At 39.0% G+C, this 26,463-nt stretch carries 19 protein-coding genes and 1 tRNA gene; 12 read left to right on the forward strand and 8 right to left on the reverse strand.

Annotated elements, in window-relative coordinates:
* Together B050_RS0118755 and B050_RS23820 are read left to right on the forward strand one after the other, a co-directional pair.
* Window positions 1–947 (forward strand): IS3 family transposase (locus tag B050_RS0118755; RefSeq protein WP_018475503.1); only part of this gene is annotated, 947 nt, incomplete at its 5' end.
* Window positions 948–1,046 (forward strand): integrase core domain-containing protein, encoded by a 99-nt coding sequence (locus tag B050_RS23820; RefSeq protein WP_018475504.1) that lies wholly within the window; start codon window positions 948–950, stop codon window positions 1,044–1,046. It abuts the gene before it with no gap.
* A 77-nt stretch (window positions 1,047–1,123) separates the two neighbouring features.
* Here the strand turns inward: B050_RS23820 and B050_RS0118765 are convergent, their stop codons facing one another.
* From B050_RS0118765 to B050_RS23310, 3 genes are read right to left on the reverse strand one after another with little or no spacing between them, the layout of a single operon-like run.
* A complete protein-coding gene (locus B050_RS0118765; RefSeq protein ID WP_018475505.1) occupies window positions 1,124–2,854 on the reverse strand; it encodes a response regulator in 1,731 nt (576 codons plus the stop codon).
* Window positions 2,851–3,435 (reverse strand): hypothetical protein, encoded by a 585-nt coding sequence (locus B050_RS0118770; RefSeq protein WP_018475506.1) that lies wholly within the window; start codon window positions 3,433–3,435, stop codon window positions 2,851–2,853. Before B050_RS0118770 ends, B050_RS0118765 begins: the two co-directional genes overlap by 4 nt.
* Window positions 3,432–5,585, reverse strand: coding sequence for a reverse transcriptase family protein (locus tag B050_RS23310; protein WP_018475507.1), 2,154 nt, complete (start codon window positions 5,583–5,585; stop codon window positions 3,432–3,434). The genes B050_RS0118770 and B050_RS23310 overlap by 4 nt, the downstream gene beginning before the upstream one ends.
* 1,253 nt (window positions 5,586–6,838) lie before the next feature.
* Between B050_RS23310 and B050_RS0118785 the strand changes: the two genes are divergently transcribed.
* From B050_RS0118785 to B050_RS0118810, 5 genes are all read left to right on the forward strand, one after another.
* Entirely contained in the window at window positions 6,839–8,320 is a 1,482-nt protein-coding gene (locus B050_RS0118785) for a DUF3375 domain-containing protein (RefSeq protein WP_083923304.1), read from the forward strand.
* Between the two features lie 3 nt (window positions 8,321–8,323).
* Entirely contained in the window at window positions 8,324–8,914 is a 591-nt protein-coding gene (locus B050_RS0118790; protein ID WP_018475510.1) for a DUF4194 domain-containing protein, read from the forward strand.
* Entirely contained in the window at window positions 8,895–12,305 is a 3,411-nt protein-coding gene (locus B050_RS0118795; RefSeq protein WP_018475511.1) for an ATP-binding protein, read from the forward strand. Before B050_RS0118790 ends, B050_RS0118795 begins: the two co-directional genes overlap by 20 nt.
* A gap of 3 nt (window positions 12,306–12,308) precedes the next feature.
* Window positions 12,309–13,451 (forward strand): Wadjet anti-phage system protein JetD domain-containing protein, encoded by a 1,143-nt coding sequence (locus B050_RS0118800; RefSeq protein ID WP_018475512.1) that lies wholly within the window; start codon window positions 12,309–12,311, stop codon window positions 13,449–13,451.
* Window positions 13,452–14,538: 1,087 nt separating this feature from the next.
* The gene (locus tag B050_RS0118810) at window positions 14,539–15,717 is read left to right on the forward strand and encodes a 6-bladed beta-propeller (RefSeq protein WP_018475514.1); all 1,179 of its coding nucleotides are present in this window, start codon (window positions 14,539–14,541) and stop codon (window positions 15,715–15,717) included.
* A 354-nt stretch (window positions 15,718–16,071) separates the two neighbouring features.
* Here the strand turns inward: B050_RS0118810 and B050_RS0118815 are convergent.
* The 4 genes from B050_RS0118815 to mltG form a co-directional block, all read right to left on the reverse strand.
* Window positions 16,072–16,156, reverse strand: a tRNA-Ser gene (locus B050_RS0118815).
* 137 nt (window positions 16,157–16,293) lie between these two features.
* Window positions 16,294–17,253: a YihY/virulence factor BrkB family protein gene (locus B050_RS0118820; RefSeq protein ID WP_018475515.1), complete on the reverse strand. Its 960-nt coding sequence runs from the start codon at window positions 17,251–17,253 to the stop codon at window positions 16,294–16,296.
* A 12-nt stretch (window positions 17,254–17,265) separates the two neighbouring features.
* Window positions 17,266–17,670, reverse strand: a complete 405-nt coding sequence (locus B050_RS0118825) for an acyl-CoA thioesterase (protein ID WP_018475516.1) — start codon at window positions 17,668–17,670, stop codon at window positions 17,266–17,268.
* A 3-nt stretch (window positions 17,671–17,673) separates the two neighbouring features.
* Window positions 17,674–18,717, reverse strand: coding sequence for an endolytic transglycosylase MltG (gene mltG, locus B050_RS0118830; protein WP_018475517.1), 1,044 nt, complete (start codon window positions 18,715–18,717; stop codon window positions 17,674–17,676).
* Window positions 18,718–18,888: 171 nt separating this feature from the next.
* Between mltG and B050_RS0118835 the strand changes: the two genes are divergently transcribed.
* The 5 genes from B050_RS0118835 (at window position 18,889) to ctlX (ending at window position 24,974) form a co-directional block, all read left to right on the forward strand.
* Window positions 18,889–19,521, forward strand: coding sequence for an L-threonylcarbamoyladenylate synthase (locus B050_RS0118835; protein ID WP_018475518.1), 633 nt, complete (start codon window positions 18,889–18,891; stop codon window positions 19,519–19,521).
* Between the two features lie 50 nt (window positions 19,522–19,571).
* Entirely contained in the window at window positions 19,572–20,201 is a 630-nt protein-coding gene (locus tag B050_RS0118840) for a WbqC family protein (protein ID WP_018475519.1), read from the forward strand.
* An 82-nt stretch (window positions 20,202–20,283) separates the two neighbouring features.
* On the forward strand, window positions 20,284–22,812 hold the full coding sequence (locus B050_RS0118845; protein ID WP_018475520.1) for an ATP-dependent Clp protease ATP-binding subunit: 2,529 nt from the start codon (window positions 20,284–20,286) through the stop codon (window positions 22,810–22,812).
* A 236-nt stretch (window positions 22,813–23,048) separates the two neighbouring features.
* Window positions 23,049–23,966 carry a hypothetical protein gene (locus B050_RS0118850; RefSeq protein WP_229802471.1) on the forward strand — a complete coding sequence of 306 codons (918 nt, stop codon included), beginning with the start codon at window positions 23,049–23,051 and terminating at the stop codon, window positions 23,964–23,966.
* Window positions 23,967–24,032: 66 nt separating this feature from the next.
* Window positions 24,033–24,974, forward strand: coding sequence for a citrulline utilization hydrolase CtlX (gene ctlX / locus B050_RS0118855; protein ID WP_018475522.1), 942 nt, complete (start codon window positions 24,033–24,035; stop codon window positions 24,972–24,974).
* Between the two features lie 85 nt (window positions 24,975–25,059).
* Here the strand turns inward: ctlX and purB are convergent, their stop codons facing one another.
* The gene (purB, locus tag B050_RS0118860; RefSeq protein ID WP_018475523.1) at window positions 25,060–26,403 is read right to left on the reverse strand and encodes an adenylosuccinate lyase; all 1,344 of its coding nucleotides are present in this window, start codon (window positions 26,401–26,403) and stop codon (window positions 25,060–25,062) included.
* Window positions 26,404–26,463: the final 60 nt, after the last annotated feature.

Raw genomic sequence — 26,463 nt, forward strand, 5'->3', positions numbered from 1 at the left:
AAGTGTACAATTGGCGATCCAACGCTAAATCAGGAGCTATTATGAGTATTAAGAATCAAGGGGACTTACATACCAAAGCAGAATTAGAACTACTCAGAAAAGAGAATGAAGAGCTGAAGAAGGCTCTTGGTGAATCTACCTTGGACATCAAGATTCTAAAAAAAAAAGTTGGAAATGGATCAACTACGAAACAAGAAATTGAATCGTTAGCCGGGGAGTTCAGAGTGAGTATTAACAGAACTATCAAGACTTTGGGAGTAGCCAAATCTACCATTTACTATAAGCCAAAGAAGTATCCTGCACGTAAAAGAACAGCTAGGAAGCCTCTTTGTGAGCAGATGAAAGCTGCTATACTAGAGCTTACGGCAAAGAAGTCTACCTATGGAATTCCTCGAGTAAAGGCCTTATTGAAGCGGGACTATGGCTTAACGGTGACCCAATACATGGTGCATCGGTACATGAAAGAAGAAGGTTTGTTGATTACCCGTCATCGCACCAGAGGTAGCAGCAGGCCACATACCGGTCAAATAGCAGTAAAAGCTTCTAACACCCGCTGGGCAAGCGACATTACTTCGATTAAATGTTGGAATGGGGAAAAGCTCCTTGTAGCCTTTGTGATGGACTGTTGTGACAGGTCTATCATTGCTTGGAAAGCAGGTAAACATATGCAGGCAGTGGATATTGAATTAATGGTTCAGGAAGCTTTACACAGTCGTTTTAGGGAGAACTTGCCTGCTCTAGGGCAGCTTCAGTTCTTACATGACAATGGGCCGGAGTTTGTTGTAAAGAATCTTAAAGCGAGTCTGAAATCATGGAATATTGTTGATTGCAATACACCTACCTATTCTCCACAATCAAATGGAATGTGTGAAGCTCTAAATGGTACATTTAAAAGAGACTACGTATACGAGAGTTGTCTAGATAACGCTCAAAGCGTACTCAACTAAATGCAGAAATGGGTGGATGAATATAATACTTATGCACCTCATTCAGCTTTAGAAATGAAAACACCGAATGAATTTTATAACTTTAAAATCGCAGCTTAACTAGTCCAGCTTTTTAGCGGAAAGAGCATGCCTGTAAAGGCACTTTCACTTCTTGAAAACATTCCGGATTGGAGGGCTCAGCATGCTCCGGAATATCCACATAAAGTGATCTTATTTCCAAAAGTTGATATCTGATTAAGTAAAACAGAGTACCCATCAGGCATGAATATCTTATCACATTCAGATTTTAGCGTGGTGGGAAGTTTATTCTCTGAAGGATGAATAAACTCATTTCTTCTTCTAATGGAATAATAAAGTTTTTGAACCTCTATCTGCTCATAATTCCACAATTGAAAACATAAGCCTGTAATTTTCTCGAATATAGAAGGGAGATTATTCTTAAAACTTGCTGAAGAAATTTCTTGATAAGTAAAAGTATCTTCATCAAAGCGAAAGTGTTTCAAATGCTCTGGCCCAATAATCATCCATGTTCCATCTTCTTGAAATGTCAACTCATTTGTTACTAGCTCTAGGCATTTAAATAGAGATAAATATGCATAGGCGAAATCGTTAGGAGTACTTGCATTATCATATAAGTTGAATGAGCTATCCAGTATTAATATTAATTCCCTCCCAAACCTGTTATCCAATTTTTTGTCTCTAATTGCCCTGTCCAAAGAATCTTTTAACGAATATGTTAATGACCATGTAACCTTTAGGTAATCTGCTCTTTCCACAGCACTTTGAATAGTGTTTTTCAAATTTTTTATATCTTCAGCTACATCAGAATCATGCCTTTTAACTATATATCCATTCGCTCCAATCTCATAGGTTGATTGGTAATTCCAGACCTTGTTTGAAGCAGTAGTAATAATCACCTGGTTGCCTTTATTGATTTTCTTTATTTCCTCTAAAATTTTATATCCCGTAAGATCCTTCGGTTTCGGTTGAGGGGCTGCGTCAAAATCCATATCGCAGAGCCGCAAATCCAGCAGTACTACGTCAGCATCAAATTGTTCTACTTTCCTCCGGGCGGCTTCAATGATATCCTGTTGGATCAAAGACTTAAAATCGAGTGCCAATGCTTCAAATTCAATTGATTTATTATTTACGTTGTTCTGAAAAAAATAACTGTAGAAATCTGCCCACCCTTTTTCCGCTTCATCATCAACTAATAAAACCTTTCCTTTTCCAGAAATTAAATAAGTGCTACCTGTTCCAGATGAGTTTAGAGGATTTAGTACCCGATGGTATTTAAAATATAAGCCTGTTTGTAACTTTTCCTTAACTTCAGGAATTTTATCATCACACTTCAAGTATTTCGACCAACGCTGCAATGCCAGTTCATTGTCAATGCTATGATGAGATTGGTAATTGGCAGGTGGAGACAGTTGAAGTCGTTCAATACCTTTTTGGTGTTCAGATTCAGTGATTTTTGATTTCTCCCGCATTATCCTGTCAAAAAACTTTTTAAGAAAATCTGATTCTTGGTGTACCGTGCTGAAAATTCCGGATGTAAACAAAATATTCCCTAAATCAGAAAGTCTGGCAATTTCCTCTGGAGTTTCTGGTCCAACAAATACAATCGGAACATATTGGTGATTAAACTCTTCGGTGGTTCTGATATGAGCTGCTACGCGTAAACCTGTTAATTCCAGATAGTTTTGTTGTGATAAAGTATAAGGGATGACTATTACTTGGTATTCTTTGTTTTTAAACACTTTTGATAGTTCCTCATGCAAAAACCTATCAAGAATAAAATTAGAGCGCTGGATGCTGTGTGAGTAGTCAAATGCTACTTTGTCCCCTGGGAATTTATTATCAAGGTTCGGGTTTAAATTATTTGCATGTATCAGTAGAGCATTCATATTAATGTGATTTTTGCTTTAATTTCCTTATTGAGGTCTTCCAACGGTAGTTTTCCAATCAACTCCTCTATACTTTCTTTGAAGCTTTCTTCTGTACGCCCCAGTTCTCCTTTAAGGAGTAGTTGTCTGTAATTGAGCATAAGATTAAGATTCCAGCTATCTCCATAGATCAACTCTGTAATATGTTCTGTTCCTCCATTTACAAATTTTGAAAGAAAGTTGAGCATATTAGACTGGTAAAAATCTTTTGAATTGAGTAGCAAGTATGGGAAATTCTGCGAGGTGAACAGTGATTGGCTGATACCTCCGCTGAAGAATACAAGGTTTTTTTTGTTCTCTTGACAATGATTTACAACAGTATCAATTCCATTTGCTGATAACGCAGAACGGTGGATAAGAATTAATGTAAACTCATTCAATTGCGAATCATCAGCTTGATTCAACTTATTAATCCTGTCCCGGCATTCTTCACCCAAAAGTATTTTTAATCCCTGTAAGGCTTTAAGTTTTGCAATTTTTTCTGAATCAAGATATTGCTCCTGTCTACCGGGTCGGTCTTCTAATAATATTATTTTCATCATATTGGGAACTTTAAAACGTAGGTGAAACCATGTAGTGAATCCAGTGATTGCTTCAAAGGTCTTAAGTGATTAAGTTTTATTACGTTAGTATTTGGTCTTAAATATGTTATTCTGAATATTCCATCATTAAAGCTGGATTCTATTTCAAAATTACAAATACTGATAAGATTTTTAATCACTTCCAATAAATCGCCAGATGGCTTTGTAATCTTGTCATCCGTTGATTCTCTATGCGAAAGAGAATTTTTATGGATTATTCTTAATTCAATCAGACGAAGATCAGTTAATTTTTTACATTCTATAATGACCTCTCTTTGTTCAGTCCGGCTTTGTATCATGCGGAAAATTCTTCTTATAGCTTTTAGAACTGGTGCTGTGTAGGTAAAAAAGGAAAGTTGTTTCAGGGATTCTAGACCGTTTACACTGAACTCTGTAAGTTCTTGTCTTGCAAGCACTTTTACTTCATAGTACAAATCCTTTGTATCTTCCCTGAATTCTATTTCTCTCTTAAACATTTGTATGGCATCCCCAAAATACCTAATCTCCTTACCGAATAGTTCACGATACTTTTGATTAGCTAGATCAGTAATGAGTTCTGATGGAAGTGGCATTTCAAAAGGCGTTTTTTTCAAAGCAGGAGGTGGGATATCATAATTATCTTTCGACCATTCCGCAACAAATTTTGGGTATTGCCAACCTATGTGAAGGTTATATTCTCCCCATCTGTAGGGGTTATCTTTATTTTCATTCTTTTTTGGCTTTTTCTGAAATATGAATGGATAAATTACTTTCCACCATAAATTATTATTGTACTTCTGTAGTGCTACAAACTCATCAAATCGCGAATTAACTGCTGCAAAATGATCTGCTATATCACGCAGTGAATGTACGTCTGTATCTGTTTCTGTTGGAATATCCCAAAAATGAGTCGTCCACTTCATTATTGGATCAATAGTAAATTGTTTTAATCTTTTGACCACAAAATCAGGATCATGTAATACTTCATTTTCATTTGAGAACCGCAAACCCTTATTTGTAAGTTCAGCTATTTCTGTTTTATTAGTGTCCTGATTTATTACTAGCTTATCAAGCCGTCCTTTCAACCCCAAATAGGTTGTATCCGCAGCACCCTTCACCATCTTCAAAAACTCCAACTTACCATCCAGCACATTCGCCATATTGGCCCCCCCTTTTTTTACATGGCCTTTATCCGCTATGTAATCCCGTGTGAAAATCTGCTCTGCCTTCTCGTAGCCATACTTTTCCCAATAGTATAACCACATGCGGATTTGTTTTACATATCTCCTGCCAACATTCACTTTTTCGTTTACGATCAATCCCGTGACTTCCTGCCGATAGCCTGCTTTTTGTAGGCGTGTTTTTTTTGGATTGATTGCTAGTTCTTGGTCTTCCTCAATGATACGCTTTAATTCATTGTTGAATGCTTCATCATTATAGATGTTGTGCGGTGAGGAAAAAGTAATGTCGTCTGCGTATCTCGTAAAAGTCGCTCCAAACCGATTGGCAAGTCCATTCAATCTTCGGTCAAGCTTCTTACATAAAATGTTAGTCAAAGTCGGTGATGTCGGACTACCTTGTGGAAGGACGGTTTTTAACTCTTCATCAATTTCAAAAGGGTGGGTGCATAAACTTGCAAGCAAAAAGGCCAAAGGTTCCTTATCCCCGCTAAGGTTGAATGGCTCATATATAAAACCCATCTTTACCCTGTTGCGGTCAAATGTATGAAAGAAGTCTTTCAAGTCCAGGTTAAGCACATAATGATGACCTAAATGCTTTTTGGCATTATCTACAATGGACTTATCCATGACAAATCCGGTTGCTACCTCATGTGGCTCATACATGCACTGCAAAACGAAATTCAGTGATCGCAAAATAGATTTTAATCCATTTACAGGTGCATTGATCGTCCTATCTGCACCGGATTTCTTCTTAATGGTGAAGGTCTGGTAACGCTTTTTGCAGATTTCAGGGTTCGCATAGTAGGTCAATGACTTTAATTGAACCGGTTTACACTCTTCGCCATAAAACATATTCTTAGCATAACTTAAAAGGTTTATCAATTCCTCTTTGTTATGCAGTTCTGCAAATTGCTTTCGAATTTGGTCTATATGTTCCTGTTCAACTTTCATGTTTCAATTATAAAGGCCTTTGAAAACACCTGCCAGATATTCTATGTGTATTGAAGTAATGTTGATTACCTAAATCCATACATAACATAATAAAAAAACAGAAACCCAAGAGTTCAGCAAAAGCTGGATGATGAATCTGTGTTTTACCAATATAACCTTCATTCCCTCCGGGCTGGCCGGCCCTTTTGGAAGGAAAAGGATGCCGATCGTTTCCCAGAAAACCGGGACAGCACCCACGAATCAATACCTTACGGCAGGTGTATCAAAGAACTTATGGTGCAAATTAATAATTTAAGAGTACAGTCAAAGTGCACTAGTTATATAAACAATATCTTTTTTTCAAATTCCCTTTGTCCATGGCCTTTGAAGCAGGTTCCATTTTGGATATGCTTAAATTGGGGTGATTTTCCGGTGCCTCCGCATGAGTAATATGTTTGCGTCTCCTTCACTTCAATCGATCCATTGCCTAATTTTCTTTTAAAGATCTCCATAGCTGTCTTTTTTACCGTTGACACAAAATAACTAGCTATGCAATCAATTTGCACAGATAGAGGCTATTAATAAAGATGCATTAATTCGCTATCAAACTTTGGATAAATACTTTCGCAATCTAGGCAGTGAGTATTCCACTCCATAGTATACCACTATTTCAGAGGAAAGTATACCAGTGATTCCAGGGGAAAGTATACCAGTAAACAGGTTTTCGATTTTGTATTATCGTGTTAAATTAAATCCTTCATTAGATATCGAGGAAGATTTACTTGAACAAATAGGTTTTAAATTATGTATAAATTGCGAAAGAAATAGATCTACAAAAACTATCCTCTGAGGAAGGGTTTAGTGTTATTTTTTAAGTGAAAGGTGTTACCATTTGCCTCAACGCCAAATTTGAATAGTCAGTAAATGAAATTTGGTGACAAATACCAGTCTTTTTTATAAACTTAAATGTATAATTCCGGATCATTTGGGGTTTCAGACATGCTCAGTCGAAGCCAAAATAGAGGCGACTATTCTAATAGCCAATATGGCAAGGCCGTACTTTGAATGATTTACAAATTTAAATGCCCATTTAAGAAATAATTCTATAGAACTATCACATCACATTTGGATAAGTTCGGTATACTTATAAATTTGATAAGTGAATTAATTTTCAGGCGATTACCCATGGTTATGAAAAAATGATCGATGCTATCATTGATGTGATTAATGAATTTCACCAGATGGTATGAATTTAAATAAAATGACAATATAAAATGCTTGACTCTCTCTCCTCTATATTAAAAGTCAGGTCACTTGTAGATTCTGCGGTAAGCTTGAAGCTACTTAGGGCCCGGAATTTACCCTTAATCATCACATTTTTGTATCGTGAATACAAAATTAATGAGCAAATTTCAGTACCATATCAATTATTAGTGCAGAGGCTAGCAGATTTCCAAGAAGAAATTGGATATCAGGATGAGGATGATGAAATCAAATCCTATCATTTGGTAATGGATTTTGAGGAAAAAGCTAAGTTGTACATAAACAGTTGGATTGACAGTCATTATCTACGGAATGTCATGGATGATGTACAAAAAGAGCCTTTAGTCTTCCTTTCTAAGTATGTAGAAAAAGCCTTTCAGGTATTTGAGTTATTAAAAGACCGTGAATTTATTGGAACTGAATCCAAGTTCAAAGATATCTTTACCAAATTAAGGGACATCATTGAAAATGCCAATCCAGATAGGGAAAAGAGATTGGCGGAACTAGAAAGAAGAAAGGAAGCAATTGATGAAGAAATCCGAAAAATTCAAGTCAACGGCTATGTAAGCACTTATGAAGATTACCAAATTATTTCTCGTTTTGAAGAGGTAAACCGTGCGGCTAATGAGCTGGTCGGGGATTTTAAGGAGGTAGAGGACAATTTTAAGGAGATTACCCGTAAAATTTATGAGCGGCAGCAGCAATCTGAGCTTTCCAAGGGCAAGCTTTTATCGGAAACCTTTGATGCCCTGTACGAGCTTAGATGCACAGATCAGGGAAAAAGTTTTTATGCCTTTTGGCACTTCATGTTGGATGATTCAAGTCAATCCGATTTTCAAAAATTGACCAAAGAAGTATACCATGTGCTTGAGGATCGTGGGATTGAAATATCTTCTCGTTCTTTGCGGAAGTTAAAATCACTTTTACATTCAGCCGCCAGAAAAGTGCTGGATAAAAATGGAATACTAGCTGATAAACTCAGCAGGGAAATAGTGGCAAAAGAGCAATTGGAATCAAGAAAGGCAAAAGAACTAATGTCAAGTATTCGGCTCCTTGCCATTCAGAATGTCAATCATACATCCTCAAGGGAGTCTTATCTTAACATACAAGGAGATCCGGAAATTTATCTCTTTTTAGAGCGCAAGCTAGGAGAAAAGCCGGAAAATAAAATATTAATTACTAAAGCGAAAGAGGCACAGCTGGCATTGGAAGATTTGGAGGATTTGTCAAAAATCTACAATGCCGATTTGATCAATAAACAACAATTATTGGACAATATTCAGGATATGCTGCAATCCAGGTCTCAAGTTTCTCTTAAGGAAGTAGTTCAAAATAAAGGGCTTAATAAAGGCTTAGCGGAGCTATTGGCGTATGTAACACTAATAAGTACGAATAGCAAATTTTTTGTCAATGAAAACAGCCGGGAAACCATTTTATTTAATTTAGTGGAAGGGAAATTTCTCGAATTGCCACAAATCATTTTTACTAGATAACGAATGGAAAATCAAAGTCGAAATGTCGCTCCGTATGCCAAATCAGCTGTGAAATTATTGCAAGGCCCTGTGTTTGAAGATCAGGAGAATATTTGGAATGAGGTATTACAGTATCAGGTTGAAATCGCTCAATACTTCGAAAAAATCGCTCTTGAAGTGATAGTAGACAAAAGGGATGGTTATGCTTATTTAAAGCAAATTGAGCTGGACGAATCAGGTAGTACGATTGGGCTGGTTCGTAGAATCCCATTAACCTACGACCTTACATTAGTATGCGTATTACTGAGAGAATGGTTATTAGAATTTGAATTGAGTGATCTGGAAACAGTCAATTTATATATTACAGCAAAAGAATTCAGAGAGCGTATGGAGATGTTTTTCAAAGAGAAAACTAATGATTTAAAATTTATTAAGGAACTAAATCGCCATTTAGACCAATGTGTTGATATGGGATTTTTGAAACTGGTACACAAAGATGCTACATCTCCAGATGAGCACAAATATGAAGTGAAACGTATCCTAAAGGCTAGAATTACAACAGACGAATTATCTAAGTTTAAACAACAACTTGAAGATGAACTTAAGTCTGTTTAGCACTAAACCAAGCCATTCAGGCTTTCGTCTCCATAACTTTGAAGTATGGAATTGGGGAACTTTTGATGAGGATATTTTCACAATCGAACCAGATGGTGAGACTTCCCTGCTTACAGGTGGAAATGGATCTGGAAAAACCACCCTAGTAGATGGCTTATTAACTCTTCTGTTGCCGGAACGTAGAGCAAGGGCATATAATCAAACGGCAGGGGAAAAAGGTGAACGAACTGAGGAAACTTATTTACTAGGAGAATTTGGTGAAACGGAAAATCCAGAAACCAACCTTCGAGAAGTGAAAAAACTTCGAGGAGACAAGGCTAAAGCCCAATCGGTATTAGTAGCTGTCTTTCAAAATGAGTCACAGTTTGTCACGCTAGCGCAAGCACGGTGGTTTTCTGGCAATGAATTGAAGAGAAACTTCATAATTGCCTATAAAAAGCTTTCAATAAAGGAGGATTTCATGCCATTTGACAATAATGGAGAATGGAAAAGGAGATTGAAACGTAAATATCCCAAGGAAGGATCCAAGGAATTTTTATTTCTAACAGACAGTCCTGGGCAATATGGACGGTGGATGCGTAAGGCTTTTGGAATGAGGTCAGAAAAAGCCCAGACACTTTTCAATAAAACTATTGGTCTCAAGGTGCTGGGGAATTTAGACGAATTTGTTCGGCTCCAAATGCTGGAAGAACGTGATTCCGAAATTGAATTTCAAAAGATCAAGAACTATTTTAAGACACTAAACGATGCACATAGGGCTATTGAAAAAGCGCATAAACAAATTGAATTATTAGCCCCAATTAGAGATAAATCCATCAAGTTAAACGCATTGAATATAGACTTAATCCAAATGGAGGGTTTCAAAAAAATATCTCCACTTTGGTTTGCTCAGAAACAAGAGACATTGAGTCGTGAGCTTATAGCTTTAGTTAGTGAGCAAAGTAAAGTAAATGAGGAGAAGCTTGAGGAATTAAACATTGAGGTTGAAGAGTTGGACCATAATAGGATAACTATTGACGTACAAATTGAATCCGATAGGTATGGACAGCAAATTCGTGATTTAGAAAAAGAAAATAAACGGTATGAACAAGAAATATTAAATCGGAAAAAGGATCTAATTCTTTACAACCAGCTTGCTGAAAGCTTGGAATTTCAGGTAGACCCTCAATCGAAGGAGCTATTTGAAGACCAAAGAAAGCTCGCTATAAGTAAAAAGAACCTGATATCTGAGGTATTGGATCGTAATGAGGAAGAATTCTTTCAAGCCCGAAAGGAATTAGATGATTCTAAGGCGAAGTTTGATAGTCTTTCTAATGAATTGAATGTCTTGAGGTTACAGAAGATTAATATCACTGGTAATCCAGCCCGGATTAGAAGGGAAATTCTTGAATCAATTGAGGCAAATGAAAAGGAAATCCCGTTTATCGGTGAGCTAATAAAAATTAAAGCAGAAGCCCGCGAATGGGAATCGACCATTGAGCGAGTGCTTCACAATTTTGCCCTTAGGCTCATTGTTCCCGAAAAATACTATAAACAAGTAAATAGTTATGTAAAAGAGCATGACTTAAGGGGAAGAATAATCTATCATAAATTTGACACAAAAGATGATGCTCCAGTCCTTTTTCAGCCACATAATGAAGAGGAACTGATTAATAAATTGCAATTCAAAGCGTCCGATTACACTGAATGGATTAAAAATGAGATTATTTCCAAGTTCAATTATTTATGTGTAGATGATCTTGAGTCATTTAGGCTGGCAAACAAGGCTATAACTAAAGAAGGACTTACTAAAAATGCAAGCCGACATGAGAAGGATGACCGCCCTGAAATTAGAAGTCGCCATAAATATGTACTGGGATGGGATAACGAGGAAAAAAAAGCGGTTTTAAAAGAAGAGGCATCTCATCTAAATGACACTATAAATACAATTGAAAATAGGCTTAAGGTAATAAAAGCAAACCAAAAAAGGGAGCGAATGAAATCGGAAAACCTTACTCGGTTAATTGATATTAAGGTGTTTATAAAAATTGATTGGTGGTCCATATCATCTGAAATTCAGAATAATAAGTTGAAAATAGAAGAGCTTGAAAAAAACAGTGATAGGGTAACCATCCTCAAAAAACAAAGAGAAGAGATTCTACAAGATATTAGGGGAAAGCGGGACCTGATGAAAGGTTTAGAAAAAGAGAACAACAAAATTGGGGGGGATATTGATATACAGCAACAGAAGTTGAGGGAGGCGAGAGAGGTCCGTGATCGGTACCCTGAACTTGAGTCAAGCGAGAAATTAGCTGTTTTTGAACAATACTTTATAAAAGGGGTTGGGTGTGATCTTGCTTCCATTGAGAAAATTAAAAGTAGAATCAATGGAGGAATCAATCAGGATATTGAAAGACTTAAAGAGGATATCCGTAAACTCAAGAGTGCTGCAGAGGGTTTGATGAGACTTTTTAAGCATCCGGATAATGATATTATTGAAAATTTCAGTGATTGGAGCTCAGATACTCATCGACTCAGTGATAAGGCAGAGTTTATAGAGGAGTATGTTGGGCTATTGGAGAAAATTGAGGAGGAAGAGTTAGCTGAATACAAACATCAGTTTAAAAAGTACCTTAATGAGGAAATGATTACTAAAATGTCTGACTTTCAAACTTGGCTGGAAAGACAAGAAGAGGATATTGAGGAAAATATTGATACGCTGAATAGATCATTGAAAAAGATCAATTTCAATAATAACCCTCCAACCTTTATCAAGCTTCATGTAGAAAAGGATTATTCACCAAAGGTAAAAGAGTTTAGGTATAGACTGAATGCATGGAAACCAAATTTGGCAGAGTTTGAGAGAACGAAGGATGATAGCATTTTGGAAGAAAGCTTCAATAAAATTAAACGTCTTCTTGATGATTTGACAGTTGAGGAAAAGCTCAGAATTGAGGTTTTGGATGTGCGTAATTGGTTGAAATTTAAAGCAGTAGCTCATCATAGAGAAGATCCCGGGAAAATTTTCAGGAGCTTTACTGGTACGGCTAAACTTTCTGGGGGAGAAGGGGCGCAGCTGACCTATACTATACTCGGCTCTGCTATAGCTTATCAGTTTGGAATACATAGTGAAGGTTTAAATACTAATTCCTTCCGATTCATCTGTGTAGATGAGGCTTTCAGTAAACAAGACGATGAAAAAGCCCAATTTTTAATGGAACTATGTAAACAACTTCATTTACAGGTAATGGTCGTATCACCAGCTAAAGCAGAAGAGGTAGCTATTGTAGAACCTTATATAGCTAGAGTCCATTTTGTGCAGAGAAAAAATAATCGACATTCGGTGGTTTACGACATGCCTATCAAGCAACTTCAAGAGCAAAGGAAGCATTATTTTCAATCAGGCAGTTAGTAAATGATAACATCAAGTGAAATAAGGAACAAAGCTGTGAGCAAATACTACGTAGTATTACAATCTCTACTAAATGGAAGTGACTGTTTTCCTCTTGTAATTCGCTCAAATAAATCACTATCAAAAGACTTTGCTCAAATGAACAAGGAAATAGTAGAAGTATTCAGCGCTTCCAAGGTCAAAAAGGGATTTGGTTATACAGTCTATTCAGAAACAGTCAAAACTCGTCAACATGGCATTCAGAATATTCCGAGATCTATTACATTTGAAACCTTGACAGATTATCTCACATTCCTGAACAAGGGAGAGGAATATCGTTTAATGGTAGAAAATTATGAACTTATCAAGGCAGAGTATCCAATTCTTGACCAATGGCTGATTCAAAATACCAAAGCCATAATAGCAAACGCTACTATTTGGCCTAGCTTACTTAAAGTTTGTCACTGGTTTTTCAATTGTTTTGAACCAGATAAATACTATATCAGAGAGTTACCCATTTCTGTGCACACCAAGTTTATAGAGGAGAATAAAACAATTTTAAGGTTCATTTTAGATGAGCTCGTTCCTGACATTGTTCTGCTATCAGAAAATCTTTTTGAAAAAAGATACCATTTAAAATATGATCAACCAATGGTAAGATTTAGGATCTTGGATCAGGGTTGCAGGGGAAATAGGACTTATGATGACCTCACGGTTTTGGTTGATCAATTTGAAAGAAATCCTATTGATTGCCAGAACGTTTTCGTTATTGAAAATAAGATGAATTTTCTTACCTTCCCTCAAACCCCTTGTTCCATAGCTGTTTGGGGGAAAGGATTTGCTATTGAATCACTTAAAACTATTGGATGGCTACACGAAAGGGAAATATACTATTGGAGTGATTTGGATGCACATGGCTTCCAAATGCTCTCTCAGTTAAGATCATATTTCCCTAAAACTCATTCATTTCTTATGCACAAGAGCTTATTACATCTATTTCAAGGATACTTGGTCAGAGGTGCTTCCACAAAAGTCCAAGATCTTATTTTCCTGGATGAAGAAGAAAAGGAAACGTTTCATTATTTGGTACAGCAAAACCTTAGATTGGAACAAGAGCGTATTCCTCAAAGGCTGGTTGATGAAATAGTGAGAGGATTAGTTTCCTAAACTATTCGTATCCATCATCCCCCGTATTGCGCTACCATAAATAAATGGCTAAAGCTGCAGCATGAATGAGACCAGAAATGAAACGTATATTTCTCTGTATTGTAATGGTAGAAATTTGGCATGGATATTCCGAAGGCTGTTGGGTCCTTCGTCAATTAGGGTAAATGTCAAGCCAGATTCAACGAGCAACCTTATCTTTAAAGGTCATAACTGCCATAACCTCCAATAAGAAGGGAGTATTTTTTTGAATTTCAAATCTATACATCTGAGATATGAAATATAAGAAATTGACCTTGGATCAGAAGTGGGGAAAATTGAAGAGCACCCAGCAGTGGTAAAAAAGGGAACCGTTCCCAAGATTTACCCTTCATGATGAAGCTCAGGGGAATGTATATTATTTGTTTTTATCAGAATGATTTATATGTTGCTATTCTAATATTGTTAAGGAATATTTCAAATAGTACAAGGAAGAGAAACCCATTTTCAATTAGTTTTTCGATCATTTTTTCATAGTTTAAATAACAAATCCAGTCTAATTATATAAACATATAGGAATATAAATATTAATGATTTTTTAATATAATAATTTGAAAAATCAAAAATTGAAATAATAAGTTTACAATAGCTGTAGTATATGTTATTTGTTTTATGTTTAATTTTAAATTATTTGTTATAAAAAACTGTAAGTGGTGAAGAGTGATCACTGGTACCTTTTTTGGTTTGATGATCCTTTTTAATGTTATTGTCAGTTTTGATTTTAAGGGAGATAGTGTGTTTCCCGAAGTACTAGTTGAAATAGGGAGAAATTGCTTAGGCGAGTGATGCTGGAGGAACTTATTTATGCTCAGCAGGTGGTCCAGGGTCTAAAAGTTGTAGTATTGGAGCCAATGGAAGCGGTGGTGGTGGAGGTATAGGCACAGGATGCTTTGTTGAATGCACAGAGGGGTATTATGCATGTTACAATGCATATTACAATAAATGTCAATGTAGAACTAATCCTGAAACTCCATAATGAATTGCCATTAGGAGCCAGGGAATTCTTAGCTCCAAATTTCAAATAAATTTTTCTAACAAACAGGTTTTAAATATGCTTTTCAAATTCAGGTCTGTATTATTAGGTGTAATGAGTTTTTTAATTTTAGCCAATTGTGATAATAAAAGGTTAGAGAACACTTCATTACCAAACGAGATAGCGGCTAGTGAAATTAAAATTGAATCTTCCAAGTCTATCAAAGTTTCCGAATTCTCTAAAGGGATGAAAATTATTAGATTGGAAACTAGGGATGACCTGTTGTTGTCTGATATAAAGGAGATTAAGATATTTGAGAACAAGCTCTTCGTTACAGATGTAATATTTCCCGGTATTTACATTTTTGATTTTAATGGTAAGTTGATATTTGAATTTAACATGAAAGGAGAAGCCGGTGGTGAATATATTTCCTTAGATGATTTTCTAATAGATGAATCATCACGAACCATCGAAATTTTAGATAGGGAAAATAGAAAGATATTTATATATGATTTGGATTCCTTTGAGTTCAAGAACGAAATAAGGGTGCCTATCACATTTTTCTCACGTTTCACAAAACATAAAGAATGGTATTTTTTAAAGACTAGTAGATTTCAGAATGAGGTAGACAGCAAATATACAAACAGTGATGTTATTGCTTTCAATTCTAAAAATGGTAAGACAGTTGCTTTATTTGATTCAAAGGAAGATAACAGCCAATTGGAAGGTCAAAATTCAAGAATAGAGTTTAACGATATATTCTTAAAAAATTCAACTGGAGATGTTTTTGTTTCCTTAGCGTGGGATATGATTCATTATAGGTTGACTGAAGACAGTTTAACTTCTTTTGTTTCAATTAATGTTGCAGGCCAGGGTATATCCAAGGAAATAATGAGGAAAGGCTACTCTCAAAAGTTGGAATACCTTAAATCCGACCAGATGAATGGAAAACTTCACTTTTTCAAATTATTGATGGCAGAAGTGGGAGGTACGATAATAGGGTATGGGAAGGGATATCCTCCGAGCGGAAATGAATACTATGTTGAGGTCAGAACAGATGAAAAGGAAATAAAGAACGTTGGGCCAATCATAAACGATTATTTAGTAAAAGAGAAGCCACTTGATATTTTTTATTATGAAAACGGATATTTATTGTCTGTAATAAATCCTATGAGGTATAAAGATGATGAGGATTTTTTAAAGGATATTGATGTAACAAAGGATGATAATCCTATGATATTAGCATTTGAATTATAAAAAAAAATATAAGTATAATATTATTAACAGTTATAGCAGTTTTATTGCTTGTAATAATGGATCAATCTGAATTTCTGGGGGCAATTATTTCAAGCATAAATTTTTGACAATCTAAATAGGAAGAATTCGATATTCGTGACGCCTCTGAATTGTGCTCTGAATGCTTTTATTGTTGCTTTGAGTGACTCGGCTGAGGCATTGATGCTATGATGGTTAACAAAGCTGCGGATTAATATATAGTGATTTTGTCCCTCCGGATATTTTGACTGGTCCAAAATTTAAACCATTTCGCTACTAATCTAAAACAAAAAAAACCTAACTATCTGAAATATTGATAGTTAGGTTTTTTCTGTGCAGAGGAGGAGGGATTCGAACCCCCGGTACCTCGCGGTACAACGGTTTTCAAGACCGCCGCATTCGACCACTCTGCCACTCCTCTATTAGGTATGAAGTCCTGGGCTTGACGCTTGCTTCTTCATTGGTCTGTAAGACGTTTATGTTTGTCTTACGGTTTGCAAAGGTACTATGAAGATTGGAATATACAACCTTTTGCTACTTAAAAAAATGATGAAAACTTTAAGTGCTTGGTTTCCTGATGGTTTGTTTTGGAGGCCTTCCCATACGTGCTGCCTTCGCAAGGCTTACATTGATCTCAAAACAGGTGAGTATAATGAAGGAGGTGATCAAAATCCACAGCATCAGGGCGATCATCGTCCCAATGGAGCCATAGAGCTTGTTATAGCTGGCGAAATTGTTTAGATAGAAGGAGAATAGGAAGAAGGCAAGCGTGATTAATAGCCCCGCTGTGATGGATCCTGCGGAGAAGAAATGAAATTTCTTATGCACCGCGGGAGCGAAATAAAAGATGAAGGAGGTGGCTAGCATAAACAAAAACAGGAGGACAAAAAAACGGAGGGAGGCCACCAGCATATACAGCAGGTTATTGGAGACCATGGCGTATTCGGAGAGTACCAGTAGCAGTTTATTGCCAAATATCATCGTCAATACCGCTGCGCAAATATTGAATACCAAAAAGATGATGATCATCACCGCGATCATTCTGGTATGGAAGAAGCTCCGGTTTTCCCGCGTACGGTAGCAGGCATTGAAAGCGTTCATCAGTGAGACGATGCCGTTGGTGGAGAGATAGAGCGCCATGAAGAAGCCCACGCTCAGCATGCCTTGGCGAGGTCTGCTGATGATATCATGTATGGTGGACTCTGTGCCGGCGTAGAGCTGGCCGGGCATGATGTCCTTTACGAATATCAGGATGTTTTCGGGAGTTACCGCCGGAAAAAACAGCTCGATAAAAGGCAATGTGTTTAGCAGAAAAAGAATTAGCGGAAATAAAGCCACAGTGAAGTTGAAGGCCACGGCATTGGCCCGGTCGTCGATTTCGTCTTTTTGGATCTGGTGGATAAAAATTCTTCCCACATCATAAAGATTCTGATTGGGATTGGACAAATGGATATGCCTTAGCCCTTGGGCATATTCATCCAGTCGTCTCAATATATGTTGCACCCTTCGTTTAACCATTTGTTGCTGGTGCTAAAAGTAAGCTTCCAATAAATCTACTAAATCCTGAGGTGGTCTGCACGGTCGATGACTTTCTTTTTTGATAAAGGTCAGGATGGTATGGCCCTGATGGATCAATTCCTCGGCCTCATTATAGATAGAATAGTCAAAGCGTACCTTGACACTTGGCATTTTCTGAATTTCCACCTTGATGGTCAGTAGCTCATCGTATTTGCCGGGCTTGAAGTAGCGGCTATAATGCTCTAATACGGGCATCATCACGCCATTTTCCTCCATATTACGGTAGGAATAGCCGATTTGCCGTAAGGCTTCTACCCGAGCCACCTCAAAATACATGGCATAATTGCCATAATATACATAGCCCATCTGATCCGTCTCGGCATATCGGACTCTCACTTGAGTGTTTGCTGTAAACATCGCTTAATATATTTTGGCCTGATTGAGGGCGTTTTGGTATTTTCTTGCCTGGTTAAGGTGATCGCGGAGGTTGGTGGTAAACACATGGTAACCTGAAAAATCTTCCTTGGCACAGAAATAAAGATAGTTGTGATCCTGATGGTTTAGTACAGCATCGATCGAGGTGATATCTGGAAGATTGATGGGCCCCGGAGGAAGCCCGGCATACTTATAGGTATTATAAGGACTGTCGATCTCCTTATGCACATTCAATACCCTCTTGATGGAAAAATCTCCCAGGGCAAAGACTAAGGTAGGATCCGCCTGTAAAGGGATGCCTTGATTCAGCCTATTGATATAAACTCCGGCAATAGTTGGTTTTTCCGGGTTTTTGGTAGTTTCTGCCTGTACTATGGAGGCCAAAGTGGACACTTCCTCTAGGCTCATGCCCATGTCGGAGGCCATTTGCTGCCTTTCATCATTCCAGAATTTCACATATTCCTTATACATTCTATCAAATAGCTGCTCGGCGGAGGTATTCCAATAGAGTTCGTAGGTATTGGGGATGAACATGCTCATAATGGTCTCCTCATTGAACTCAAACTTACGGATATATACGCTGTCGGTCAGCAGGTGGAGGAATTGCTCCTCGGGGACTTCCAGATTGGCGGTGATCTTCTCAGCCAGATCCTCTTTGGTGCGGATATTGTTGAATGTTACGTTCACAGGAGCCTGTTTGCCAGAGCGGAGCAGGGCCACGAGTTCACGATTGGAGAGTTTTGGAGGAATGATATATCGCCCAGGTTTTACATTATCCTGATAGTCCATGACCTTGGCCACGAAGCTGAACGAGATCAGATCGGTAATGATTTCTTTTTTGGATAAGTCATCGGTGACCTGCTTGAAGGTGGCATTGCTGGGGATCTTTAGTTCTGCAGGGACCTCGGATTCGGTAAGGGTGTTAGGGCTGAAGAATACCTGGTAGAAATAAAACGCAAAGGAGCTGATCAGTACAGATACGGCGATCAAGCCTGCGATATAGTATTTTTGGTTCTTTTCTGTAATCATGATTAAGTGCTAAATACAAATTAAAGCTGCGATACAAAAATAGACAAATTAAATGAATTGAGAAGGCTACGTAAATGTGCGCATATGTACGCAACTGGTATTTTGTGCTAGGTCTTTGGGTAATAAATTGATACATTCACTAAATAAAGCGATTATAAAAGGAGGAATAGTATGCCAGCAGAGTTAATCAAAATTTATCCAGAAAACCCCAATCCCCGTCAGGTGCAGAAGGTGGTGGATGTGCTGAAAGCAGGAGGGGTAGTGATTTACCCGACCGATACTATATATGGTATGGGTTGTGATATTTATAATCAAAAGGCCATAGAGAGAATTTGCCAGATCAAAGGTGTGAAGCCTCAAAAGCAGAATTTCTCGTTTATATGCTATGACCTGAGTAATATATCGGAATTTACCAGAGTGGTGAGCACCCCGGTCTTTAAGGTGATGAAAAAAGCCCTTCCCGGGCCTTATACCTTTATCCTTAATGCCAATAATAAGGTGCCGAAATTACTGCATAGCAAAAAGAAAACGGTGGGGATACGCGTCCCTGACCACAGTATTACTCGTATATTGGTGAAGGAGCTGGGCCAGCCTATCGTCTCCACCTCCATTAGGGATGAGGATGATGTGCTGGAATATAGCACTGACCCAGAGCTCATTTATGAGAAATACAAGGACCTCGTGGATGTGGTGGTAGATGGTGGTTACGGAACCAATATCGCCTCCACGGTCATAGATTGCACGGGGGATGAGCTCGAAATTCTTCGGCAAGGCCAGGGGAATTTGGAGGAAATACTCGGATAATTTGACTATTATAAGGAGGCTTGGCTGATGGCTTTTGTCTATTTTTGGACATGGAAAAGAAAATCATCCTTGCAGACCTGTTTTATCTTCCTTCACTCGAGTTCTTTACTGCCATACATGGTGCAGATCTTTTGGTGCTGGAAGATAGGGATACCTATCAAAAACAATCTTACCGCAACCGAAGTCAAATTCGCCTTGCCAATAAAGTGGAAACCCTGAGCGTTCCTGTTTTGGAAGGTAATAAAAAGGTCCATTATACAGAGGTGAATATTGATTATAGTCAAAAATGGAAAAATGTTCACCTAAGAGGAATTCAAAGTTCTTATGGCAAAGCACCCTTTTTTGAGTACTATTTTCCATATTTTGAACAGGTGTTCCACAGAAACATTGACAAATTGTACGAGTTTAATTTGGAGTTACTGACAGTTTGTCTGAAATTGATGAGAGTGAAAACTCAGGTGACCTTAGCCTCTCAGGTGGATGAAAGCACATCCTGTGAGGACATAAGGGGGATAATTGTAACGAAGGAGTCATATAAGCATAGGGAGATCTACCATCCACAGCCCTATACACAACTGTTTGGCTTGGACTTTGTATCAAATTTGAGCGTTATCGATTTGTTATTTTGCGAAGGACCTCATGCAAATGAAGTTTTAGCACAATCGAAAAAAAACAAATGAACAATCTTCAAAAGGATTGTGTTTTTAAAACAAATTCGGTAAAATTATATATAGAATTATAAACAATTCAGAAAGGAACTAAATGGAAGCAAAATTTTCAAATAGGGTGAAAGAGGTGATTTCGCTTAGCCGTGAGGAGGCCCTTCGTCTGGGCCATGACTATATCGGTACAGAACACCTCTTGCTGGGCATGATCCGTGAAGGGGAAGGTGTCGCTGTTTCCATTCTTAAGAAATTAGGGGTGCCACTGGATGAGCTTCGCAATTCCGTGGAGCGCGCTGTCAAAGGAACTGCCAATCACAATGTGAAAAACCTGGCCAATATCCCTTTGACCCGCCAGTCCGAGAAAGTGCTAAAGATCACTTACCTCGAAGCTAAAATATTCAAAAGTCAATTGATAGGAACTGAGCATCTACTTCTTTCCATCCTTCGGGATGAGGATAATATAGCTACTCAGATCTTACATAAATTTGATACTACTTACGATACTGTCAAGGAAATGCTTGAATTCCAAACTGATCAGACGCCTCGCTCTGGAGCTGAGGCCGATGACGCTGATGAAGAAAGCAGCAAACTCTTTGGCTCTTCAGGAGGCTCTTCCAGTGGTAGCAGTAAAGGCTCCACCGAAAAGTCGCGAACTCCCGTGCTGGATAACTTCGGCAGGGACCTCACCCGAATGGCCGAGGATGATAAGCTAGACCCAATCATTGGTAGAGAAAAAGAAATAGAGCGCGTTGCGCAAATTCTTTCCAGAAGAAAGAAAAATAATCCAATCCTAATCGGTGAACCTGGCGTAGGTAAAACCGCCATTGCCGAAGGCCTTGCCCTGAGAATCGTCCAAAAGAAAGTGTCTCGAGTGCTTTTCAATAAGCGCGTGGTGACCCTTGACCTGGCCTCTCTTGTGGCAGGTACTAAGTACCGTGGTCAGTTTGAGGAAAGAATGAAGGCAGTGATGAACGAACTAGAGAAATCTCCGAACGTTATCCTCTTCATAGATGAGCTTCATACGATCGTGGGTGCTGGTGGAGCCAGTGGATCTCTCGATGCCTCTAATATGTTCAAACCAGCCTTGGCTCGGGGCGAAATACAATGTATCGGAGCGACTACCTTGGACGAATACCGTCAGTATATAGAAAAAGATGGTGCCTTGGCTCGTAGATTCCAGATGGTAATGGTGGACGCCACCACTCCTGAGGAGACTATCCAGATCCTAAATAATATCAAGGACAAATACGAAGATCACCATAATGTGAACTATACGCCTGAGGCGATAGAAGCATGTGTGAAACTCTCGGACCGATATATTTCTGATCGTTTCCTACCAGATAAGGCCATCGATATTCTGGATGAAGCCGGAGCAAGAGTGCATATAAACAATATCCACGTGCCCGAGGAAATCCTGAAGTTGGAAGAGGAAGTGGAGAATATCAAAGTGGAGAAAAATCGAGTAGTCAAAAGCCAGAAGTATGAAGAAGCGGCCCAGCTAAGGGATCGTGAGAAGAAACTTTTGGAGCAACTTGAAAATGCTAAAGCCAAGTGGGAAGAAGATAGTAAAACCAAGCGTTATACTGTAGAGGAAGATAATGTGGCTGAGGTGATCTCCATGATGACTGGTGTACCCGCCAAGCGTATTGCCCAAAAAGAAGGTAATAAATTACTGAATATGGGCAATGAGCTCCAAGGTAAGGTGATCGGCCAGGAGGATGCGATTAAGAAGCTTACCAAGGCTATTCAGCGTACCCGAGTGGGCTTGAAAGATCCTAAGAAGCCAATTGGTTCATTTATATTCCTAGGCCCAACAGGGGTAGGTAAAACCGAACTAGCAAAAACACTGGCTACTTATTTGTTCGACAAAGAGGATTCTCTAATCAGAATCGATATGTCGGAATACATGGAGAAATTCAGTGTATCCAGATTGGTGGGAGCACCTCCAGGCTATGTAGGATACGAAGAAGGTGGTCAGCTAACAGAAAAAGTTAGAAGAAAACCGTATTCAGTGGTCCTTTTGGATGAGATTGAGAAAGCTCACCCTGATGTCTTCAATCTACTGCTTCAGGTATTGGATGATGGAATTTTGACTGATGGTTTAGGACGAAGAGTTGATTTTCGAAATACCGTTATCATCATGACTTCCAATATCGGCGTTAGAGACTTGAAGGATTTTGGTGCAGGCATAGGATTCTCTTCCAAAGCTAAGGAGGATAATATGGATGAGGTGATGAAGTCCACGATCCAAAGTGCCCTTCAGAAGGCCTTCAGTCCTGAATTCCTAAATAGATTGGATGACGTTGTAGTCTTTAACTCACTGGATAAAGACGATATTCACAAAATCATTGATATCAGCTTGGGCAAATTGTTCAGTAGAATCACTGATTTGGGTTATAATATCGAACTTACCGATAAGGCAAAAGACTTCCTTTCAGACAAGGGATATGATAAGCAATATGGTGCAAGGCCGCTGAATAGAGCTATCCAGAAATACCTGGAGGATTCTATTGCAGAGGAAATCCTTCGCGGCGACCTTTCGGAAGGGGATGTGATCAAGGCTGATTATGAAGATAATGCCGAAGAACTCACGATTACCGTTCAGAAGAAAGAGAAAGCAGATTAGTTTTAATCAAGCTATTGATATATAAAGTGGCCTTCCTCGGAGGGCCACTTTTTTATTGCCTATCCATAAATTATTGATGTACTTTTCTGGGGTGTTCGTCCTCGATTAGGCAAGATGTGAGAGTAGAAAGTAACTCAATGCTGAACCTTACGTTCTAAATTATAGTTGTTTACAAAATTTAACATGTTCACAATAGGATTATTAAGTAGCCATAGTCCTTTTTATGCTAATTTTGCATGATGAAGTTTTTGATGCATCTCGTATTAAAATTAACCTTTTTATTGTCTCTGATGCCTTATCTGGTATCGGAGAAAATATATGATAAATACCAGGTGAGGATCGATCCTCAGGTGGTGGATTCGCTGTACACCAAAGGTTATGAGAAAGGGCTCGTCGATCGCAAGATCCTTGATGAAGCTAGCGGGCTAGCATCCAGCAAAGTTTTTGACAATCTTATCTATACTCACAATGATAGCGACGGGGCACCGGTGGTGTATAAAATCGACAGCCTCGGCCAGAGTAAAGGTGCCATCACCCTTAGTGGAATATATAATAGAGACTGGGAAGATATCGCTGTGGGACCCAATGCCACTGGAGATAAGTCTATCATCTATGTGGGAGAGATTGGTGATAATCAAGGAAGGTATCCTTCGATTAAGCTCTATAGTTTCGAGGAGCCTCATAGTGAAGAGGGCGATGTGGAACTGATCCCTCACGTCACCGAGATGGTGTATCCTGATGGTCCTCGGGATGCAGAAACCCTGATGGTGGATCCCTGGGATGGAGAGGTGTATATCATCAGTAAGCGTGATTCCAGTAATGTGCTCTTTAGGGTGCCCACAACCCATAATGATCAGGAGAAAGTGACCTTGGAGAAGGTGCTGACCCTGCCAGTGACCATGTCTGTGGCGGGTGATATCTCTCCGGATGGTACAGAAATCATCCTAAAGAACTATTGGGTGGTATATCACTGGGCACGACTTCCAGGTCAATCCTTGAAGGAAGCCATGAGTGCCCCTCCCGTGCAATTACCTTATCTTCCTGAACCGCAAGGGGAAGCCCTGACCTTCGCTTTTGATGGGAAAAGTTATTTTTCTCTAAGTGAAGAGCGATTTAGAATTAAACCCGCACTTATGCGTTATTATCGCAAATAAGTCATCCAAACCTCCTATGTACGAGCTTGCCACTTGCCTTCTTTCCATATTGACTATCCCCAAGGTATGAGGGCTCAGGTGTCCTCTGCTATCTTGATGGTGCGGCCTGCCGCTTTCGGGGCTAATCCCGAGACAGCACTGGACAATGGCTACCAAATGCCTCCCGAAGAAATCTCCGTATCTGAGGTACAGGTCAGAGCTTTAGCGGAATTTGATCAAATGGTAAGCCTGCTGCGAGCCAAGGACATCAACGTGATGGTGGTGGAGGATACAGAATTACCTAATAAACCAGATGCGATTTTTCCAAACAACTGGTTTAGTACCCATGCTGATGGCCGATTGATTTACTATCCAATGTTATCCAATTTGCGACGTAAGGAGCGTAGAAATGACCTTGTGGATCTGTTCTTTGAAGCTGGATTTCGCGTGGAGGAGATCGTTGATCTTACTTTTTTTGAGGATGACCGTCAGTACCTGGAGAGCACAGGGAGTATGGTCCTCGATCGCCAGCATAAGATTGCCTATGCCTGTAAGTCGGATAGGACACATCCCGAACCTTTGCATTATTTTCAGCAATTGATGGGGTATAAATTGGTGGAGTTTACTGCGGTACAGCAGCTGAAAGCCAAAAAGAAGCCCATCTATCATACCAATGTGATGATGCATATTGGAGAGAAACTTGCGGTAGTTTGTCTGGATAGCATAGAGCGCTTGGCGGAGAAATTACGGGTAAAGGAGCAGCTGGAGCAATCAGGAAAAGTAGTGCTTCCGATCACCATCCCACAGAAATTTGCCTTTGCCGGGAATATGCTGGAGGTTCAGAATAGCCAGGGGAAGCATTATACCGTTTTGTCCAAAACAGCTTATAATAGCCTGAAAGCTGGCCAGAAACATATACTCTCCAAATATACAGACTTGATTATGCCAAATATCCCCACGATAGAAATGATCGGTGGTGGGGGAGTGCGCTGTATGATGGGAGAAATATTTTTGCCCCAAATAAAATAAAGACAATCAATCACCATAGCAGACTCGCCCTTTCCTTAGGAAACTAAAAAAAAAAGAGGCTGTCCAAAAACAGCCTCCTGTGAAATCAAATTCCTGTATAGCTAAAAGGAGATATTTTCCTTAATTCTTCCTTGATCTTATCCGATACATTAAGTCGGTCAATGAAATCCTTAATGGACTTCTCAGTGATCCTTGTATTGGTTCGCGTAAGGTCTTTCAGCGCTTCATAAGGCTTAGGATAGCCCTCTCTGCGGAGTACGGTTTGGATCGCTTCTGCGACCACCGCCCAGTTGTCTTCCAGATCCGCATCAATAGCGGCGAGATTCAGCTCGAGTTTATCGATTCCCTTTTTGAGTGATTCAAATGAGATCAACATATGAGCGAGAGGTACGCCAATCACCCGTAATACGGTGCTATCTGTAAGGTCTCTCTGCAATCTGCTTATGGGTAACTTGGCTGCCAGATGCTCCAATAGGGCATTGGCAATTCCTAAATTACCTTCCGCATTTTCAAAATCAATAGGATTCACTTTGTGTGGCATGGCAGAAGAGCCAATTTCTCCTTCTTTGATTTTTTGCTTGAAATAATTCATGCTCACATATTGCCATACGTCCTTGGATAGGTCCAGCAAGATGGTATTGATGCGTTTCAGGCCGTCAAAAAGAGCTGCAAGGTTATCGTAATGCTCGATCTGAGTGGTGGGGAAGCTTCTTTCTAAGCCAAGGTAGTCTTGGACAAATTTATTAGCAAAGCTATTCCAATCCACTTCAGGATAGGCGACATGATGGGCATTCATATTGCCTGTGGCACCACCGAATTTGGCGGAGTATGGCACCTGCTGCAAGAGCTGTAGTTGATTTTCAATACGGGTTACAAACACTTGGATTTCCTTGCCAAGACGAGTCGGGGAGGCTGGCTGGCCATGGGTTTTTGCCAGCATGGCCACATCTTTCCATTCTGATACCTGGCCACTGAGCTTTGCCATGACTTCCATAAGCACGGGAAGAATCACCTTTTCCATGCCTTCTTTCAGCATCAGTGGGGTGGAGGTATTGTTGATGTCCTGGGAAGTCAGGCCAAAGTGGATAAATTCTTTTGATTCATCCAATCCCAATTGATCAAATTTTTCCTTTAGGAAATATTCAACCGCTTTCACATCATGGTTGGTCGTCTTTTCGATTTCTTTTATAACCTGGGCATCCTCTTCTGAAAAGTCCTCCACTATGGCCCGAAGTTTTGGGAATATCTCTGCAGTAATACCACTTAATTGAGGTAAAGGCATTTCGCATAAAGCAATGAAGTACTCTACTTCTACCTGAACACGGTATTTGATGAGGGCATATTCTGAAAAATAAGCCCTTAGCGGCTGAGTTTTATTACCATAGCGTCCATCTACTGAGGAAATGGCGGTCAAAGTATTTAAATTCATGGGATATGAGTTTGGATTTCTGTGTAAACACAAAAATAAGGCTTTAAGACGAAAAAGTCA

The sequence above is a fragment of the Echinicola pacifica DSM 19836 genome, from assembly GCF_000373245.1.
GTDB lineage: Bacteria > Bacteroidota > Bacteroidia > Cytophagales > Cyclobacteriaceae > Echinicola > Echinicola pacifica.

What these genes read in the sequence shown, in the direction of transcription:
- B050_RS0118795 (WP_018475511.1), top strand. Translation starts at nt 8,895, where the DNA reads ATGAACTTAAGTCTGTTTAGCACTAAACCAAGCCATTCAGGCTTTCGT.
- B050_RS0118820 (WP_018475515.1), bottom strand. Translation starts at nt 17,253, where the DNA reads ATGGTTAAACGAAGGGTGCAACATATATTGAGACGACTGGATGAATAT.
- B050_RS0118850 (WP_229802471.1), top strand. Translation starts at nt 23,049, where the DNA reads ATGATGAAGTTTTTGATGCATCTCGTATTAAAATTAACCTTTTTATTG.
- purB (WP_018475523.1), bottom strand. Translation starts at nt 26,403, where the DNA reads ATGAATTTAAATACTTTGACCGCCATTTCCTCAGTAGATGGACGCTAT.
- mltG (WP_018475517.1), bottom strand. Translation starts at nt 18,717, where the DNA reads ATGATTACAGAAAAGAACCAAAAATACTATATCGCAGGCTTGATCGCC.
- B050_RS0118810 (WP_018475514.1), top strand. Translation starts at nt 14,539, where the DNA reads ATGCTTTTCAAATTCAGGTCTGTATTATTAGGTGTAATGAGTTTTTTA.
- B050_RS0118800 (WP_018475512.1), top strand. Translation starts at nt 12,309, where the DNA reads ATGATAACATCAAGTGAAATAAGGAACAAAGCTGTGAGCAAATACTAC.
- B050_RS23310 (WP_018475507.1), bottom strand. Translation starts at nt 5,585, where the DNA reads ATGAAAGTTGAACAGGAACATATAGACCAAATTCGAAAGCAATTTGCA.
- B050_RS0118770 (WP_018475506.1), bottom strand. Translation starts at nt 3,435, where the DNA reads ATGATGAAAATAATATTATTAGAAGACCGACCCGGTAGACAGGAGCAA.
- B050_RS0118790 (WP_018475510.1), top strand. Translation starts at nt 8,324, where the DNA reads ATGGAAAATCAAAGTCGAAATGTCGCTCCGTATGCCAAATCAGCTGTG.
- B050_RS0118840 (WP_018475519.1), top strand. Translation starts at nt 19,572, where the DNA reads ATGGAAAAGAAAATCATCCTTGCAGACCTGTTTTATCTTCCTTCACTC.
- B050_RS0118765 (WP_018475505.1), bottom strand. Translation starts at nt 2,854, where the DNA reads ATGAATGCTCTACTGATACATGCAAATAATTTAAACCCGAACCTTGAT.
- B050_RS0118845 (WP_018475520.1), top strand. Translation starts at nt 20,284, where the DNA reads ATGGAAGCAAAATTTTCAAATAGGGTGAAAGAGGTGATTTCGCTTAGC.
- B050_RS0118825 (WP_018475516.1), bottom strand. Translation starts at nt 17,670, where the DNA reads ATGTTTACAGCAAACACTCAAGTGAGAGTCCGATATGCCGAGACGGAT.
- B050_RS23820 (WP_018475504.1), top strand. Translation starts at nt 948, where the DNA reads ATGCAGAAATGGGTGGATGAATATAATACTTATGCACCTCATTCAGCT.
- B050_RS0118835 (WP_018475518.1), top strand. Translation starts at nt 18,889, where the DNA reads ATGCCAGCAGAGTTAATCAAAATTTATCCAGAAAACCCCAATCCCCGT.
- ctlX (WP_018475522.1), top strand. Translation starts at nt 24,033, where the DNA reads ATGAGGGCTCAGGTGTCCTCTGCTATCTTGATGGTGCGGCCTGCCGCT.
- B050_RS0118785 (WP_083923304.1), top strand. Translation starts at nt 6,839, where the DNA reads ATGCTTGACTCTCTCTCCTCTATATTAAAAGTCAGGTCACTTGTAGAT.